This window comes from Chthonobacter rhizosphaerae, from assembly GCF_013839525.1.
GTDB lineage: Bacteria > Pseudomonadota > Alphaproteobacteria > Rhizobiales > Pleomorphomonadaceae > Chthonobacter > Chthonobacter rhizosphaerae.
Genome location: NZ_JACDIS010000001.1, coordinates 390,101 through 405,146, shown reverse-complemented (window position 1 = coordinate 405,146; position 15,046 = coordinate 390,101). Strand labels below are relative to the sequence as shown.

Below are 15,046 nucleotides of genomic sequence, written 5' to 3'. Positions count from 1 at the left end.
AGGCCTCTTCATGGAAGCAGGGGCAGCTCGATGGGCGCCGGCGGCGCCTGGAGCGTTTTGAGGAAGGCGACGAGGTCGGCGCGCTCGGCGGGCGAAAGCTCCAGCGCGCGCATCTCGTAGGAGAGGCTCGGCCGCTTCTCGCCGCCCCGGGCATAGTGGTCGAGCACGGCGTCGAGCGACGCAAGGCCGCCGTTGTGGCCGTACGGGCCCTGGAGCCGCAGGTCGCGCAGCGACGGCGTCTTGAACGCATGCTGCATGGCGACGACCGCCGGCGGCACGAACTTGCCGCGGCCGAGGTCCGTGGTGTGAAGGCCGATGTCGTGAAAGCTGTCGTCGGTGAACCGCCAGCCGGCGTGGCAGCTGCTGCAGCGGGCCTTGCCGGTGAAGAGCTGGAAGCCGCGCACCGCCTCGGGACCGATCGCCCGGTCGTCGCCCTCCACCCAGCGGTCGAACGGCGCCTCGCCGGAAACGAGCGTGCGCTGGAACGTGGCGAGCGCGGCGGTGACCGTCTCCGAGCCGATCTCTGCGCCCGGGCCGAAGGCCGCGTCGAACAGCGGCCGGTAGCCGGCGATTGCCTTCAGGCGCTCGGCGACCAGGTCCATCGTCATGTTCATCTCGTCCGGTGCCGAGATGGGCATCACGGCCTGCGTCTCCAGGGAGGGAGCGCGACCGTCCCACTGGAAGGCCGCCCCCCAGGCGAGATTGAGGACCGACGGGGTGCGCCGGGCGAGCGGCTTCATGCCGTATCCGACCGCGCGCGGCAGGCCGTCCGACCAGCCCAGGCTGGGGTTGTGGCAGCTGGCGCAGGACACGGACCCGGTGCGCGACAGGCGCGGGTCGAAGAAGAGCGCCTTGCCGAGCGCGGCCTTCTCCCGCGTGTACGGGTTCGTCTCCGGGAAGGGCGTCGCGGCCGGGCGCCGGAAGGTCTGCTTCAACGCGTCGAGAGGCACGCCCCCGGCCGCCGGCGAGGCGACCGGGGCGATCTGCGCCGCGACTGCGCCCGACGGCACGGCGACGGAAAGGCAGAGGCCGAGAAGCAGGCCCCCCCACCGGCCCGGGACGCGGCGCATCATGCGAACTCTCCCTCGTGGGCGCGGGCGGCGAGCGCGGCGAGGAGCACGTGCCGGGCCGCCAGATCGGCGAGATCCGCCATCGGCGAGAGGCCGTCGTCGGCCGCGAGCGCGGCCGGGTCCGCGCCGCCGTCAAGGACGGACAGGACCGTCGCCCGGCGGCCGTCGAGGCGGGCGAGAAGGGCCGCGAAGGGCTGGTCCTGAAGGTCCGCCGCGGTCGAGAGGGCATTGCTGTAGATCAGCATGTCGAAGGTCACCTTGTGCTCCGCGTCCCGGTCGGCGGGCGCGAAAGGCTGGCGGCCGGCCCGCCAAAGGTCGAGCACGGCGGTCGCGAGCAGCAGGCGCCACGCCGGATCGGTGGCGTTCCGGGCGCGGCGGTAGAGGTCGAGCACGCCCGCGAACGCGGCGGGCGCCTGGTCGGCGCGCGTCATCTCGAGCGCAAGGGCGCTCGGCCGGAACGGCGTGCAGCGCCAGCGGGCGCGGTTCTTCGGATCGGCGAGGCGCCAGCCGGCGACGGCCATGCCGCGGCCGAGCTGCACCGACCAGCGGCCGAGGCGATCCTCCAGGTCCTTGCGGCAGTCGTGGAGTACGGCGAAGGGATCGACGCCCTTCGCCCGGTAGACGATCTCGCTCACCTTGGCGCCACCGTCGACGCCGTGGAAGGAGATCTCCGCCGGCAAGCCGCCGACGGAGTCCGAGGTGACGGGGCTGGCGGTCGCCAGCGCCACGTCGATCTCGTAGGCCTGGGTGACCGGATTGCGGACGGTGAACCCGACCAGGATGTCGCGCATCGTCCGGTCGTCGCGCGAGGCCTGCACGACGGCAGGCTCGCTCTCCGGTTTCGCCGCTTCGCTCAGTCCGTAGGGGATCCACATCGGCGCGTCTCCGGTCCGCGGCTACTCGACCACCACCTTGCCCTTCATGAAGGGATGTGGCGTGCAGATGTATTCGTAGGTGCCGGGCTCGTTGAACTGCACCGTGTAGGTCTGCTTGGACCGCAGCATCGGGCCCTCGTGCTCCTCGGTCAGGCCCGGGCCGGTCTTGAAGTGGACGTTGTGGGGAAGCGCTTCGGTGTTCGTCCAGGTGACGGCCTCGCCGGCCTTCACGGTCACTTCCGGCGTGGCGAACTTCATCTTGGCGATTTCGACGGTGGCGCCGCCGGCGGCGGCGTTCCCGTCGGTGATGACCTGGATCGAGTCAGCCGCGAAGGCCGGAGCCGAAAGAAGGGTCAGGCAGAGCGTCGCGGACACGAGGGTACGCATAATGGCAGCATTCCTTGGATAAGCGTTGTTTTGGGACCTGGGGTGCGCCGGGGGTTTGCGCGGCCGTCGGCGCACGGGAGGGCTCAGGCCTTTCCGACGATCGGCGAGATCGTGCAGTGGTAGGTCATGGCGTCATCCTCGGCGCCGAAGCACCAGATGATGTCGTTGCCGAACTCGGGGCGGTACACCGGCAGCTCGCCCTCGGTGTTCAGGCAGCCGCAGCGGCCCGACACGTTCTTGCCGCAGCAGTCGCGGTAGGAGATGAGGTAGCTCTGGCCGTCGGTCGGGTTGTAGCAGCTCGCCACCCAGGAGCTGGAGGCCAGCTTGGTGCCCGGCGGGCAGTTGGTGAGCGAACCGCCCGAGCAGTCGCAGATGTTGCCGTCGATCGAGCAGTGGCGCCAGTAGTCGCAGGCCTGCACGTCGGTGTCCTGCGGCGTCCACTTGCGGCGCGGGTCGGCGGCGCCCTCGGCGGCGTTGGCCCGGCTCACGCGGCCGCGCCGGTCCACCGGCAGCAGCGGCACGAGCGCGACGCCTGCGACCGCCGTGCCCACCCGGCCGAGGAAGCCGCGGCGGCTGGTGTGTCCGGCGACCTTGCGGGACAGCGTCTCGAACAGATCATCGAAGTGCGATTTCCCCATCATGGCATTGTTCCTTTTGATTGCAGAGCGAAGCTGAGACGCCGCGGATCGTCAGGCGGCGTTGGATCCATGTTCGTGGCGGCCCTTGCGCCGGCTGGCCATGAACTGCTGGATGGAGGAGAAGCCGCTGCGGTCGGCCTCGAGCAGGCTTTCCAGGTGCTCGCGGGTGTTGGTCAGGCCCTTGGAGCGGATCACGCCGGTCGGATCGAGCAGGACGCCGTAGGGGATCTTGCCCACCTGGAAACGCATTCCGACCTCGGCCGAGACCACGTAGCGGATGCCGCCGAGGTCGTGCTTGGCGAGGAAGCGCTCGTGCTCGACGGCATCCCCGTCGCTGATCATGACGACCGAGACCTTTTCGGCCCGGGCGATCGACTTGATGATCGGGAAGAGCTTGTCGCACACGGGGCAGGTCGGCGCGGTGAACATCAGGAGCGTGGAGCGTCCGCCCTCACCGGGGCCGCCGATGCGGACCGGCTTGCCGTGGATGTCGGCGACCTCGAAGCTCGGCGCCAGGTCGCCAACGTCGGGGCCATGGTCGGTGATCATGGCGCCCATCGGCGAGGAGCGCTCGTGCAGGAGGCCGATCTGGCGCAGGAGGCCGAGCATGACCACGCCCATGGCCAGAAGGCCGATCCAGAGCAGGACGTTCGAGGCGATGAGAAACTGCGTCATTTGGACGTGACTTTCAGGTGGAGGACGAGGACTGGCTGCGGCCCGCGGCGGCAAGCCCGCCGAGGAGGGACGCGCCGAGGGTAATGAGCATGGCGAGGGCCGCGGCGGCCGTGCCGACGGTGAGGGACAGGACGTCGGCCGGTCCGGCGGTCGAGAGGGTGAGGGAGAGCCAGACGGCGGCCGCCGCGAACACGCCGTTGCGGGCGACCAGCATCCAGCCGAGCGGCTGCTTCATGCCGCCGCGCAGGCAGCCGCAGTCGATGGCGGTGCGGCCTCGCAGGACGTTGACGGCGATGGCCACCCCGAAGACGGCGAGGAGGGCCGCCGCCGCGAGCGCGGCGGCGGGAGCTGTCGGAGAGGCGAGAAGCGCCCCGGCGATGACCAGTTCGGCGACCGGCAGGGCGAGGGCCACCGGCCGGGCCAGGGCTTCCGGCAGGATCCGGAAGTTCCGGACCACGCCGTAGAACTCCTCCCGGCGGGGCAGCTTGGACATGGCCGCGCCGAGGAACAGCATGACCAGGAAGGCCCTGACGAAAGTCGCGAACAGGGGATCGGCGGGGAGCGTCATGTCGGCCTCACATGTCGGCGGTGGTGATGACCTGCGGGCCGTGACCCAGCTGATCGACGGAGCTGGTCTCCTCGCCGGTGGCGGCGTCGTGGATGAAGAGCGTCCGCTCCACGGTGGAGAGGGCGTAGAGCTGCGGCTCCGCGTCCTGGCTGACCGCGATGGAGTCGATGTTGCGGCCGAGGTCGTAGCGGGCGATCCGCTGGCCGGTCTCCGCGTCGATCACGAGCACGAACCGGCTCGGGGTCTTGTGCGTCCACTGCGGACGCTGGTCGGCGAGCAGGAAGATGCGGTTGCTGTCGCGGTGATAGGCCACCTGCTGCCAGCCGCCCGGCGCCCAGCCGGCCTGCTTCTCCTCCTCCGTGAACGCCTCGATGGGCTCGCGGAAGGTGGCGTTCTCGCCGCCGAGGTCCGCCTGGAAGATCTTGCCCGTGTAGGTGGGCCAGACCAGGCGGCCGTTCTTCGGCGAATAGGCCGGGTGGTTGATGAGGTATTCGTCCTCGCGGTGGAACACCTCGGTGTTCTGGGTCTGCGGCTCGCCGCCCTCGCCGCGCGTGACCTTCAGGAGGCTGCCATCACGGCAGTGCATGTAGAAGGTCTGATCGCTGGACGGGAAGATGTGGTAGCAGTCCGGCACCTCGATCATGCGGTCGAAGCGCTTGCCGGCGAGGTCCACCACGCCGACGGCCGGCGTCGGAGAGAACTGGTAGAAGAGCAGGGTCTTGTTGTTCGGCGTGAGCGCCGACATCCACGGATAGGTGCCGACCAGGAAGCGGGGCGTGTTCGGCAGCTCGATGTCGGCCGTCGGTTCGTGGGTGACGGGGTCGAACACTTCCACGTAGTCCGTCCGCTCGCCGCGCGCGATACGGGACCACACGCTGCTGACGTGGCCAAAGAACGAGCCGTCGCTCGCCACCACCGGGTTGGGCAGGAAGCCGGCGTCCACCATGCCGACCACGCGGGCCGTGTTGCCGTCGACGATGTACTGCTGGGTGATCGCCGCGAAGTGGGCCGGGTCGTTCACGTAGACGCGGCGGGCGTCCGGGGCCGGGGCCTGCAGGACGACTGGCTCGTCCTCGCCGCCGGCGGCGAGGTGGGCGGCGGCTTCAGCCGCAGCTCGGGTGCCGTGCGTCTCCCCGGCCGCGAGCGGGGCCGGAGCGGTCTCAGCTGGCGTTTGGGTCTGGGCGGTCGGGGTCTGGGTGTCCTGGGCGAGGGCACCGGTCGGCGCAGTCAGGGCAAGCAGGACGGCGGACAGGGCGATCCCGCTCCTGAGGCTGGCTTTCCCCGGGCGATAGGCATGAGTCATCATTGTCCTCCCTTTATTCAGGCGGAGTGCGGATAGGTCGGTGTCGAGGGTAGGGGCCGGCGCCTTGTCGCGCCGGGATCAGAGGACCACGGTGACGAGGAGGGCCATGCCCGCCGCGGTCAGGAGCGCCCCGTCGAGGGTCGCGGCCGCTTCCTGGCGGTTGGCCAGCCACGTCTGAACCTGCACGTCCGTCACCGGCAAGAGATTGACGGCAATGGGCAGGAACCGGCCAAGGTTGAACAGCGCGAAGAGGCCGATGGCGCTCGCCACATCGCCGGAGAGAAGGGCGGCGGCCGTAACCAGGTAGAGGATCGGCGTCTGCACGTAGGTCAGGTAGTTGAGCCCGAGGGCGATGCCGTAGAGCCCGCCGATGAAGGGCATGGAGAAGCGCTGGCGCGCGTCGTGCGGCACCTGCGCCCGGCGCTGCGGATAGGGAACCCGCACGAAGCCGAACTGGTGGGCGCCGTAGAGGAGCGCGCCGAGGGCGAGCGCCACAAGAATGCCGCCGGTCAGCCCGTCGAAGCCGAGGAGCGCGCCGGCGCCGCCGAGGACAGCGCCGAGAATGAGGGCGCCCGCCGCATAGCCGAGGCCGTGGGCCGCGAAGGTGGGCATCCAGCGCAGGATCGTCTGCGCCGACCACCGGCCGATCGGGCGGAGGAGGCAGAGGCTGGAATAGCCGCACGGGGACCAGGTGGACAGAAGGCCGCCGGCGAACGCAAGGCCGCCGAGCATCGAGGCCGTGAAGGCGGTCGAGCCGGTCGCCTCGGCGGTCACGCCGAGCGCCACGCCGCCACCGGCCGCCAGGGCCAGGAGGACGCCGCGCCTGATCGCGGACCCGCCTTCGGAGAAGTCGATCCGGTCCGGGATGCCCTCGCCCAGGGCATGGGGTAGCGTTTCGCGCCGCGGGGACGGCTGCGATAATGTGGACATGCCACGGTCTCCCTGTTGTTTCCTCGCTTTGCCGCGTTCTTTGAGCGCAACAAAATTTCTTGTTGCGAGGACACTAACAGGAACTCCGATTTCTCTTCAAGAGACTGTCGCAAAAAGATTGCCTAGAAGGAAAGCATAAGCACACGCTGGCGGCATTTCGAAACGCCAGAAAAAAGGCACTGTGCACCGATTTTGTGCGGATTGGCTTTGGGGCTTTCAATTCCGAAGCTGCGTTTGCGATTGGATCAGCCGCGCACCTGCTGCATTCTGCCGCTCGTGAACGCTCGCGAGCCTATTTCAACTATAACCACTGGCTTATCTGCCATATGTCTGGCGGAGGAAGCGCGCCAGCCATATCCCAAGCCGGCACGTAGAAGCGTTCAAAGCCGGCCCGAACGCCTAGACCGATCAAGGCTGCGTGGTTTGAACAGGACCAGGGACGAGTTCCATCCCGCCGCCATGACGCAGATCTCTAAAACTGGTCAAGTTGGCGCTAACGCAGGCATCAGGCTCAGAGGAGCGGAGTCGCACGAAGGCTCATGCGAATCGGCGTTCCATATCAACAGACTCTTGGGGCGATAAACAGGGTAGGAACAGTCGCAAACGCCAAAGTTCAATTGAACGCAATGGCTTAGACGAAAACAATGGCGGAGAGGGAGGGATTCGAACCCCCGATGCCCTTGCGAGCATGCCGCATTTCGAGTGCGGTGCATTCAACCACTCTGCCACCTCTCCGTGACCTGGATCCTTCCCGGTTGCCGCTCGCTGCTTGGCAGGGCGGCTGGGGAGGGCGCCTGGTGGTGTGTCCCGGCGACGATGGCGTCGGCGGGAGCGGTCGACGGGCGGTGATATAGCGAGGGAACCGGGCGATGTCCAGCGGGAAGGCGGATCTTGCGGTGGGTCCCGGGACCGCATCGTCGGCCGCCGATCCGAGACCGCGTGCCGTCCCTGTGGTTTCCGCCGGCACCGGACGGGTGTCGGTCCCGGGACCGCATCGTCGGCCGCCGATCCGAGACCGCGCGCCGTCCCTGTGGTTCCGCCGGCGCCGGTCGGGTGTCGGTCCCGGGACCGCATCGTCGGCCGCCGATCCGAGACCGCGTGCCGTCCATGTGGTTTCCGCCGGCACCGGACGGGTGTCTGTCTTGGGGCCTTGTCACCGGCCGCCGATCCGAGCCGGCGTGGGGGCCGCGTGGCTTCTCCCAGCGCGGGTTGAAAGTCGGTCTTGGGACCGCATCGGCGACGGCCGATGCGCGGCTGCAGGATTCCCGTGTCGTTTCTTTCAGCGTCGATGGCGAGCAATTCGCCTTGCCCGACCGCCGGGTGGCCGTCAGGCTCGAACGAACCGGACCGTCCTCCAGTCTCCCGGCCGCCGCGACGGCCGGGACGGCGCGGATCCGCCCGATCATGCGGGCAGCGCCTGTTCGGCACGCTCGTTTCGCCGGCCTGGATCGTCGTCCCTGCCGGACGATCGCCTCCGCGATGGACAGGGCCGGCCACCGGGCGGCGGGTTGACCGGCCGGAGGGGCGGGGGAGGCGGTCGCCCAGGGGGGGCGGCGGACGGCGGATGGAAGGGAGGGTGGCATGGGGGTCAGCGTCGACATCGATCCGTCGCTGGTGGAGCGACGCATCCTGGACCTTGCGCGCCATGGCGCCTGCTTCGACACCGGCGTCTGGCGGACGGTCTATTCGGCCGAGTGGGTGGCGGCCACGGACCAGTATGCGGCCTGGTGCGCGGATGCCGGGCTTGAGGTGCGCCGCGACGCGGTCGGAAATGTGTGGGGACGGCTCGCCGGAACCGAGCCGGGCGGTTCCATCGTGTCCGGGTCGCACATCGACAGCCAGAAGCCCGGCGGCCGCTATGACGGCGCGCTCGGGTCGATCGGCGGTCTCGTGGCGATCGAGGCGCTGTTCCGGCGGTTCGGGCGCCCGAAGCGCACGCTGGAAGCCCTGGCCTTCTGCGAGGAGGAGGGCAGCCGCTTTCCGTCGGCCAACTTCTGGGGCTCGCGCGCGGTGACCCGCGCCGTCCGCCAGGGCGACGCGGAGACTATGCGCGGCTACGAGGACGAGACCATGGCCGACGCCATGCGGGCGGTCGGTCTGGATCCGGCGCGCATTCCGGAGGCGGGGCGGGACGACATCGACGTCTTCGTGGAACTCCACATCGAGCAGGGGCCCGTGCTGGAGCAGGCGGGGAAGCCGGTCGCGGTGGTGGACGCCATCACGGGCATGCGACACTACCACGTGACGCTCACGGGCGAGCAGAACCACGCCGGCGCCTTTCCGATGGACCTTCGGCGCGACCCGATGGCGGGCTTCGCCGAGATCGCCGGCGGAGTGATCGACACGGCTCATCGCATGGGCCGGCCGGCGGTCACCACCGTCGGCCGGGTCTCGGCGGATCCGAACTATCCGGCCATCGTGCCGCGCACGGTGCGCTTCACCGTGGACGCCCGCCATCCCGACCCGGCCATGCGGGCGCTGCTCTACGCCCGCCACGAGGCGCTGATGCGCGAGGTCGCGGCGCGCCGGGGGCTCGACATCTCCTGGGAGATCCTGGTCGACCACGCCCCGTGCCTGTCCGACCCGGCGCTGGTCCGCACCTTCGAGGACGCGGCGCGGCGGCAGGACATTCCGTTCCTCACCATGGCGAGCGGCGCCGGCCACGACAGCCAGCAAATGGCGGAGATCGCCCGCGTCGTGATGCTGTTCGTCCGATCGAAGGACGGGCGCAGCCACACGCCGGAGGAGTTTTCGTCCCTCGACGACATCGTCGCCGGGATCAGGGTGCTGGCGGCGGGGCTGCACGACCTCGCCTATTGACGCCGGCGGTCTTCACCAGGACGCGAGGGCGCGCAGCGTCGGGGTCTTCTTGAACACGTGCCCGTCCATGCGGGAGAGCAGCCGGTCGATGAGCTCGATCGCCCGGCCAACCTCCGGTCCCTTGTTCAGCATCACGCATTCGGCGCGCGCCGCCATGGCGGCATCCGTCATCTCGCCTCGGGACGGAACCCCGTCCTTGACCAGATCCTCCAGCACCTGGGTGGCCCAGACGGCCGGGACGCCGGCGGCCTCGCAGATCCAGAGGATCTCCTCCTGCATCTCGGCGAGGCGTTCGAAGCCGATCTCGGCGGCGAGGTCGCCGCGGGCGATCATCACGCCGAAGGGACGGCGGCCGCTCGCCCGGGCGATCAGCGCCGGCAGGTTGCGCACCGCTTCGGGCCGCTCGATCTTGGCGACGAGGCCGAGACGGCTCTCCGTGGCGCCGCGCCGGGCGAGGGCGTCCTCCAGAAGGTCCAGGTCCTCCGGGCGGCTCACGAAGGAATAGCCGAGCATGTCGGCGCACTCGATCACCGTGGCGAGGTCGTTCTCGTCCTTGGCGGTGAGGGGCGACAGGCCGAGCGCGGTGTCCGGCAGGTTGAGGCCCTTTTCCGACTTCAGCTTCACGCCGCCGGTCTTGGCGCGCCGGACCCGCACCACCGCTTCTCCGGGCGCGAGGCTCTCCACCACGCCCTCCAGCTTGCCGTCGTCGTAGCGGACGCGGTCGCCGACCGCGAGGCGGGTGACCAGGTCCGGCAGGGACACGACCGCCGAGAACGGCGCGTCCGCCGTGGGGCGGGGCTCGCCCTCGGCGACGAAGCGGATCGCGTCGCCGGCGGCGATGCGGGCCTTCTTGTCCGGCGTCGCGACGGCTTCGGTGCGGATCTTCGGGCCGGCGATGTCCATCAGCACGGTCAGGCGGCGGCCGGTCAGGCTGGACGCGGTGCGCACGTGGGCCGCCATGGCGCGCCAGGCGATGCTGCCGTCGTGGGCGCAGTTGATCCGGGCGACGTCCATGCCGCGGCGGGCGAGGTCGATGACGAGCCCGGGGTCGCCGGCGGCCTCGCTCGGCAGCGTCACCATGATGCGGGTGCGGCGGTGGCCGGGCGCCTCCCCGAGCAGCCGGTCGGCCTCGGCGGCGAGCCGGGTTTCGCCGGCGAAGAAGGCGGCGGGATCGGGCGCGGCGGTCGGGGAGGGTGCGCCCGCAAGGGCGGCCGCGGCCTCGATCACCGCGTCGAGGGTCGGCAGGACGCGGCTTTCCAGCCGGCCGAGGGACGAGAGGCCGCGGCTCATCAGGCGGCGCTGGAGCGGGCGCAGGTCGTGGCCGCGGAGCGCCAGGTAGTTGGCCAGGTTGTGGATTCCGGCACCCGCGTCGCCGCCGGGCGCGAGCCGCGCGAGGCGCTCCCCGGCCTCGGCGAGAACGGCGGCGCGGAGCGCGATCAGGTCGGCCAGCAGCCGGTCGGCCGGTTCGGCGGAAGGCGGAGCGGGCAGGGCGGGCTGGTCGGTCATCATGCGTCCCCCTCCGGCCGGACCGCGGCCGGGCGGATGCGCCGGCGGGCTGCCGGGCGCCGTCAGGTCCGGGGTCGCCGGCCGAGTGGCCGGCGCTTTCGGGTCGGGTCGCTAGCCGAAAGGCCGGCGCTTTCGGGTCGGGTCGCCGGCCGAGACGCCGGCGCTTTCGGGTCGAGTCGCCGGCCGAGAGGCCGGCAGGGTCACTCGGCGGCTTCGGCGGACCGCAGGGTCACGGCGCGGGCGGCGAGGGCCTTGGTGGCGGCGACGCACTCCTCGGCGGCGTACCAGTAGCGGTCCTTGAGCTCGATGTTGAACACCACGCCTTCGGGGAAGCGGCAGGCGTCCATCAGGTCGTCCCACGGGATGTCGCCCCAGCCGACGGGGAGGTGCAGGTCGCCGTGGCCGTAGGCCAGCCGCTCGCCCTCGGTGAACATCCAGATGTCGTCCTGGCGGCCGAAACTATCGTGCATGTGCAAGTGCTTGGCATAGGGCGCCAGCGCCGCGACCTCGTCAACGAAGGTGGTCCGGACGCCGTCGTAGTCGAGCTTCAGGTAGGCGTGGCTGAAGTCGAGGGTCGCCATCACGGCCGGGTGGCCGATCGCCGCCAGCTCCTCGGCGAGGCGGCGCGGCGAGGAGGCGTGCACGGTGCCGTCGAAACCGGCGAACAGCGTTTCCACGCAAAGGGTTAGGCCGAGCTGGCGGGCCATGTCGCCGCTCCTGGCGAGCCATTCGCGCTGCCGGGCGTAGGCGGCCTCCAGGCCGGCGCCCTGCTGCATGGGGGCGAGGCCGGAGTGAATCACGTAGTTGCCGGCGCCGACCTCCGCGGCCACCTCCAGGGAGGCGGCGAGAACGTCGAAATGGCGCTGCAGCCGGTAGGCCTCGTCCATGAAGTTGATGGCGAGGGGGCCGTGTACCGAGTAGACGACGCTCCGCCCGGCGCAGGCGCGCTTCAGCGCCTCCATCTGCGGGCGGCGGATACGCCCGCCCACGACAATGTCCATGTCGTAGGTCGGCAGCTCGATCGTCTCCACGCCGAGGGCCTCGATCATGTCGAGCTCGGCGCCGAAATCCGACAGGTCGTTCAGCCGCTTGTGGGCGGATATGCCGGTTCCTTGAACTCCGTTCGCCAGCATGGTCGATGTCCTTCGTTGTGGTCGGTGTCGGGTCGTTCCGGGGCGGCCACATGCCCCACGTCGGCGACATGCCGGACGGCGGCCGATCCCCGTCGTCGAGAGTCACATAAACGCGCGGGCATGTCGCCCTGCTGACACGGCGGTGACGGTTCGTTGACGGCCGGGAACAAGCCGGGCGCCCTCTTCATGATCCTGTCCCCAACGGATGCTGGACAGAAGCCGGCAAACGTCATCACACTGTCATCCAACTGTGCATCAGCCGGAGACCTCCCATGGCCCGCCGTCTCGTTCCCGTCCTCGTCGCGCTCTCGGGCCTGACCGCTCCGGCGGCGGCCACCGAACTCACCGCCGAGGAGATCCGCGACGAGCTCGTCGGGCACGCGATCGGCTGGTGGGAGGAGGGCGGCTGGCACGCGGGCGGCCTGGTGCTCGCGCCGGACGGGCGGGCGGAGATCACCGTGGACAGCCCGCGCGCGGAGGCGGATGCCGGGCGCTGGACGCTGGAGGGCAACCGGATCTGCACCGCATGGCGGGCCATGCGGGCCGGCGGCGAGAAGTGCTACACGGTGGAGCGGGTGTCCGCCCGCCGGTTCGTGACCAGCGGCGGCAACGTGTTCGAGATCCGCGACTTCGGCGTCTGACGACCGCGCGGCGGGGAGGCCGAAACGGACCGCCGGCGGCTCCGGCCGTCCCGCGGGGCGGTCGGCCGGACGGTTCATCAAAGCGCCGTGGAACCGTCATCGCGGCGCAATCGGTCGGTTGTCAGCCTGTCATTCGGGCTCGCTACGAGGGGCGGCGGGCCGACTGGGCCCGGAGCCTTCCGGAGAGCACGAATGACCCGCGTTTCCTTCCTCGCGACGGCCGCCGCCGTCGCGCTGTCCGCCGGCACGGCCGGCGCCGCCGAGCGCATCAAGTTCGAATACTGGTACGGCCTCACCGGCGACCTCGGCGAGGTGATGGCCAAGCACTGCCAGCTCTTCAACGAGAGCCAGGACAAGTACGAGGCGGTGTGCACGGGCCAGGGCGGCTATGACAAGGCCGAGCAGAACACCATCGCGGCCTACCGGGCCAAGCAGCACCCGACCATCGTGCAGATCTACGACGCCGGCACCGTGAACTTCATGCTCTCCGGCGCCATCTACCCGGCCAAGAAGTTCGCCGAGGACTATGGCCTGCAGGTCGACTGGGACGGCTATTTCCCGGGCATCAAGAACTACTACGCCACCGCCGGCGGCGAGATGTGGTCCTTCCCGTACAACTCCTCCACCGCCGTGTTCTACTGGAACAAGGACGCCTGGTCGAAGATCGGCAAGTCCGAGGCTCCGAAGACCTGGGCCGAGTTCGGCGAGGACCTGAAGGCCCTCAAGGCCGCCGGCGTCGAGTGCGGCTTCGCGTTCGACTTCGACACCTGGCAGAACCTGGAGCAGTTCTCGGCCACCAACAACCTGCCGATCGCCAGCCTGGACAACGGCTACGGCGGCCTCGGCGCCGAACTCGTCTTCAACACCACCGCCTTCGTGGACCACATGAAGGACTACAAGGCCTGGCTGGACGCCGGCTACGCCAAGATCCAGACCGCCCAGGTCGGCAAGAACATGGTCCAGGCGTTCGCCGACAAGTCCTGCGCCTCCATGATCACCTCGATCGCCAACCACGGCACGGTGAAGAACACCCAGGCGGCCGACCTCAACTGGGGCGTCGCCATGCTGCCGGTGATCGACGCCGCGGCCCGCAAGAATTCGCTCGTCGGTGGCGCCTCGCTCTGGGTGATGGAAGGCAAGTCGAAGGAAGAATACGAGGCCGCGGCCGCCTTCCTGAAGTATGTGACCGCCTCCGACACCGGCGAGAAGTTCATGGTCTCCAACACCGGCTACATCCCGGTGACGACCGCGGGCTTCGAGTTCCTGAAGGCCGAAGGCTTCTACGCCGATCCGAAGTATGCCGGTCGCGAGATCGCCATCCAGTCCCTGACCGCCTCCGAGGTCGGCCCGCTGTCGCGCGGCATCCGCCTCGGCAACTTCACCTCCATCCGCGCCCAGCTCCGCTCGGAGCTCGAGGCGGCCTTCACCGGCCAGAAGGAGATGCAGGTCGCCATCGACGACGCCGTGAAGGCGGGCAACGACATCCTGCGCCGCTACGAGCAGACCTACAAGGGCGCCGCTCTGCCCTGATCGCGCCTCCCGGCACCGGCGGCGCCGCGCGACCCGCGGCGCCGCCTTCCTTCCATCCGGATGACACGAGAGCGGCCGATCCCGTGGAAAAACGCGCCACCTTCTCCAACCTCTGGCTCGCCGCCGCACTCGTGGCGCCGCAGCTCCTGCTCGTGTTCGTGTTCTTCTACTGGCCGTCGGGCGAGGCGCTCTACTGGGCCGTCACTCTGGAGCCGCCGTTCGGCGGCTCGAACCAGTGGGTCGGCTGGATGAACTTCGAGACCGTGTTCGCCGATCCGAAGTATTGGAACTCGGTTCGCGTCTCGGTCATCTTCGCGCTCCTGACGACGGCGCTCTCGCTCGCCATCGCGGTGCTCCTGGCGCTCTTCGTCGACAGGCGTCTCGCCGGCCACCAGATCTACAAGTTCACCTACTTCATTCCCTACGCCCTGGCGGCGCCGGCGGTGGGCCTCGCGTTCCGGTTCATCTTCGCGCCGGACGCCGGCTTCGTGTCGGCGATCAACCGGGTGTTCCCCAACCTCTGGAACCCCGCCCTCGACGGCACGGACGCGCTGGCGCTGATCATCATGGCGCAGGCCTGGAACATGGCGGGCTACAACTTCGTGTTCTTCCTGGCGGCGCTCCAGTCCATTCCGCGCACGCTGGTGGAGGCGGGCGCGATGGACGGCGCCGGCGTCCTCAGGCGGATGCGCGACATCCAGCTGCCGCTGATCACCCCGACCCTCTTCTTCCTGGTGATCATCAACATCACCGACAGCTTCGTGAACAGCTTCGGCATCGTGGACATCACCACCAACGGCGGGCCGGCCCGGGCCACGGACCTGATGGTCTACAAGATCTATTCGGACGGCTTCCAGGGGAAGGACTATTCCCTGGCGGCGGCCCAGTCGATCGTCCTGATGGTTCTGGTCGTCAGCCTCACCTTCCTCCAGTTCCGCTTCATCGAGCGGCGCGTGCACTACTCCTGAGA

At 69.7% G+C, this 15,046-nt stretch carries 14 protein-coding genes and 1 tRNA gene; 4 read left to right on the top strand and 11 right to left on the bottom strand.

Translation table 11 applies throughout. The annotated features are described in order from the left end of the window. Nucleotides 1-8: 8 nt before the first annotated feature. From mauG to HND91_RS01785, 9 genes are all read right to left on the bottom strand, one after another. Nucleotides 9-1,073, bottom strand: a complete 1,065-nt coding sequence (gene mauG, locus HND91_RS01825) for a tryptophan tryptophylquinone biosynthesis enzyme MauG (protein ID WP_246329242.1) — start codon at nt 1,071-1,073, stop codon at nt 9-11. Continuing rightward, entirely contained in the window at nt 1,070-1,945 is an 876-nt protein-coding gene (locus HND91_RS01820) for a methylamine utilization protein MauJ (RefSeq protein ID WP_181704804.1), read from the bottom strand. The genes mauG and HND91_RS01820 overlap by 4 nt, the downstream gene beginning before the upstream one ends. Before the next feature lie 21 nt (nt 1,946-1,966). Beyond that, nucleotides 1,967-2,332, bottom strand: coding sequence for an amicyanin (locus tag HND91_RS01815; RefSeq protein WP_181704803.1), 366 nt, complete (start codon nt 2,330-2,332; stop codon nt 1,967-1,969). 83 nt (nt 2,333-2,415) lie between these two features. Continuing rightward, on the bottom strand, nt 2,416-2,973 hold the full coding sequence (gene mauA, locus HND91_RS01810; protein WP_181704802.1) for a methylamine dehydrogenase (amicyanin) small subunit: 558 nt from the start codon (nt 2,971-2,973) through the stop codon (nt 2,416-2,418). A 48-nt stretch (nt 2,974-3,021) separates the two neighbouring features. Beyond that, the gene (gene mauD / locus HND91_RS01805) at nt 3,022-3,645 is read right to left on the bottom strand and encodes a methylamine dehydrogenase accessory protein MauD (protein WP_181704801.1); all 624 of its coding nucleotides are present in this window, start codon (nt 3,643-3,645) and stop codon (nt 3,022-3,024) included. Nucleotides 3,646-3,658: 13 nt separating this feature from the next. Then, entirely contained in the window at nt 3,659-4,213 is a 555-nt protein-coding gene (locus tag HND91_RS01800; protein WP_181704800.1) for a MauE/DoxX family redox-associated membrane protein, read from the bottom strand. A gap of 7 nt (nt 4,214-4,220) precedes the next feature. Beyond that, nucleotides 4,221-5,516 carry a methylamine dehydrogenase (amicyanin) large subunit gene (mauB, locus tag HND91_RS01795; RefSeq protein ID WP_181704799.1) on the bottom strand — a complete coding sequence of 432 codons (1,296 nt, stop codon included), beginning with the start codon at nt 5,514-5,516 and terminating at the stop codon, nt 4,221-4,223. A gap of 78 nt (nt 5,517-5,594) precedes the next feature. Further along, nucleotides 5,595-6,446, bottom strand: coding sequence for a methylamine utilization protein MauF (locus HND91_RS01790; RefSeq protein WP_181704798.1), 852 nt, complete (start codon nt 6,444-6,446; stop codon nt 5,595-5,597). Between the two features lie 645 nt (nt 6,447-7,091). Beyond that, nucleotides 7,092-7,181, bottom strand: a tRNA-Ser gene (locus HND91_RS01785). A gap of 846 nt (nt 7,182-8,027) precedes the next feature. Between HND91_RS01785 and HND91_RS01780 the strand changes: the two genes are divergently transcribed. Next, on the top strand, nt 8,028-9,266 hold the full coding sequence (locus HND91_RS01780; protein WP_181704797.1) for a Zn-dependent hydrolase: 1,239 nt from the start codon (nt 8,028-8,030) through the stop codon (nt 9,264-9,266). A gap of 12 nt (nt 9,267-9,278) precedes the next feature. Here the strand turns inward: HND91_RS01780 and HND91_RS01775 are convergent, their stop codons facing one another. Next, nucleotides 9,279-10,775: a pyruvate kinase gene (locus HND91_RS01775; RefSeq protein ID WP_181704796.1), complete on the bottom strand. Its 1,497-nt coding sequence runs from the start codon at nt 10,773-10,775 to the stop codon at nt 9,279-9,281. 197 nt (nt 10,776-10,972) lie between these two features. Next, nucleotides 10,973-11,905, bottom strand: coding sequence for a sugar phosphate isomerase/epimerase family protein (locus HND91_RS01770; RefSeq protein WP_181704795.1), 933 nt, complete (start codon nt 11,903-11,905; stop codon nt 10,973-10,975). 272 nt (nt 11,906-12,177) lie between these two features. Here HND91_RS01770 and HND91_RS01765 point away from each other — a divergent pair, with 272 nt between their 5' ends. From HND91_RS01765 to HND91_RS01755, 3 genes are all read left to right on the top strand, one after another. Then, nucleotides 12,178-12,546: a hypothetical protein gene (locus HND91_RS01765; RefSeq protein ID WP_181704794.1), complete on the top strand. Its 369-nt coding sequence runs from the start codon at nt 12,178-12,180 to the stop codon at nt 12,544-12,546. 192 nt (nt 12,547-12,738) lie between these two features. Continuing rightward, nucleotides 12,739-14,076 (top strand): extracellular solute-binding protein, encoded by a 1,338-nt coding sequence (locus tag HND91_RS01760; RefSeq protein WP_181704793.1) that lies wholly within the window; start codon nt 12,739-12,741, stop codon nt 14,074-14,076. A gap of 83 nt (nt 14,077-14,159) precedes the next feature. Further along, nucleotides 14,160-15,044, top strand: coding sequence for an ABC transporter permease subunit (locus HND91_RS01755; RefSeq protein WP_181704792.1), 885 nt, complete (start codon nt 14,160-14,162; stop codon nt 15,042-15,044). Nucleotides 15,045-15,046 lie beyond the last annotated feature (2 nt).

Excerpts from the sequence above, each read along its gene's own strand:
- mauG (WP_246329242.1), bottom strand. The coding sequence starts at position 1,073 with ATGATGCGCCGCGTCCCGGGCCGGTGGGGGGGCCTGCTTCTCGGCCTC.
- HND91_RS01820 (WP_181704804.1), bottom strand. The coding sequence starts at position 1,945 with ATGTGGATCCCCTACGGACTGAGCGAAGCGGCGAAACCGGAGAGCGAG.
- HND91_RS01815 (WP_181704803.1), bottom strand. The coding sequence starts at position 2,332 with ATGCGTACCCTCGTGTCCGCGACGCTCTGCCTGACCCTTCTTTCGGCT.
- mauA (WP_181704802.1), bottom strand. The coding sequence starts at position 2,973 with ATGATGGGGAAATCGCACTTCGATGATCTGTTCGAGACGCTGTCCCGC.
- mauD (WP_181704801.1), bottom strand. The coding sequence starts at position 3,645 with ATGACGCAGTTTCTCATCGCCTCGAACGTCCTGCTCTGGATCGGCCTT.
- HND91_RS01800 (WP_181704800.1), bottom strand. The coding sequence starts at position 4,213 with ATGACGCTCCCCGCCGATCCCCTGTTCGCGACTTTCGTCAGGGCCTTC.
- mauB (WP_181704799.1), bottom strand. The coding sequence starts at position 5,516 with ATGACTCATGCCTATCGCCCGGGGAAAGCCAGCCTCAGGAGCGGGATC.
- HND91_RS01790 (WP_181704798.1), bottom strand. The coding sequence starts at position 6,446 with ATGTCCACATTATCGCAGCCGTCCCCGCGGCGCGAAACGCTACCCCAT.
- HND91_RS01780 (WP_181704797.1), top strand. The coding sequence starts at position 8,028 with ATGGGGGTCAGCGTCGACATCGATCCGTCGCTGGTGGAGCGACGCATC.
- HND91_RS01775 (WP_181704796.1), bottom strand. The coding sequence starts at position 10,775 with ATGATGACCGACCAGCCCGCCCTGCCCGCTCCGCCTTCCGCCGAACCG.
- HND91_RS01770 (WP_181704795.1), bottom strand. The coding sequence starts at position 11,905 with ATGCTGGCGAACGGAGTTCAAGGAACCGGCATATCCGCCCACAAGCGG.
- HND91_RS01765 (WP_181704794.1), top strand. The coding sequence starts at position 12,178 with ATGGCCCGCCGTCTCGTTCCCGTCCTCGTCGCGCTCTCGGGCCTGACC.
- HND91_RS01760 (WP_181704793.1), top strand. The coding sequence starts at position 12,739 with ATGACCCGCGTTTCCTTCCTCGCGACGGCCGCCGCCGTCGCGCTGTCC.